Source organism: Castellaniella sp. GW247-6E4 (assembly GCF_040276065.1).
Lineage (GTDB): Bacteria > Pseudomonadota > Gammaproteobacteria > Burkholderiales > Burkholderiaceae_B > Castellaniella.
The window spans coordinates 1-975 of record NZ_JBELOI010000047.1 but is presented as its reverse complement, the minus strand read 5'-3'; the positions used below and the strand labels follow the sequence as shown (position 1 = coordinate 975).

Sequence of the window (975 nt, the reverse complement as noted above, 5' to 3'; positions counted from 1 at the left end):
TGACGTCCTCCCGTAAAAGTGGACAGCTCAGAAGTAGAGAAATCCGGCGATACTAAGCCCTCAGGAGGGCCCCGCCATGAAGAAGTCGAAGTTCACCGAAGAGCAGATTGCCTTCGCGTTGCACCAGGTACAGATGGGTGTCTCGGTCGAGGAGGTTTGTCGCAAGGTCGGTGTCTCGCAGGCCACCTTTTACGCCTGGAAGAGGAAGTACGCTGGCGTGGGCATAACCGAGCTGCGCCGACTACGTCAGCTTGAGGACGAGAACAAGAAGCTTAAACAGCTGGTTGCCGACCTATCGCTGGATAAGGCCATGCTGCAGGATGTGCTGCGAAAAAAAGTCTAAGGCCGGCGCAGCGCAAACAGCTCGTCGGCCACTTGATCGAACAGTATCGCGTGAGCATCGTTCGGGCGTGTGCAGTGTGCCAGCAGTGTCGGTCGGGGTGGTACCAGAAGCCTAAACCTCGCGTGCTGGACGCGCCGCTGAAGGCGCGTATGCACGAGATTGCCAGTACCCGGGTGCGCTATGGCTTCTGGCGCATCTTCGTGTTGATTCGCCGTGAAGGCTGGCAGGTCAACCACAAACGCGTCTACCGCCTGTACAAGGAGGAAGGCCTGAATCTGCGCACCAAACGGCCTCGTCGGCGCAAGGCGGCAGCACACCGCTTGGAACGTCCCGTGTTGACTACAGCTAATCAGAGCTGGAGCACAGACTTCGTCTCCGACGCACTGTTCGATGGACGCTGCTTCCGGATTCTGACGCTGGTGGATAACTACACGCGTGAATGTCTCGCACTCGAAGTAGGGCAATCGTTGACGGGAGCCGACGTAGTTCGAGCATTGACGTCTGTCGCCGCGCAAAGGCAGGCCTTTCCAACAAGGATTCAAGTGGACAATGGCCCTGAGTTCGTTTCTCTAGCACTCGATAAATGGGCCTATGAGAACGCCGTAACGCTTGATTTCTCGCGGCCGGGAAAG

General features: G+C 57.5%; 1 pseudogene. It reads left to right on the top strand.

Annotated elements, in window-relative coordinates:
• Nucleotides 1-76: 76 nt before the first annotated feature.
• Nucleotides 77-975 (top strand): annotated as a pseudogene (locus tag ABS761_RS16865) (IS3 family transposase); the annotation flags it as partial.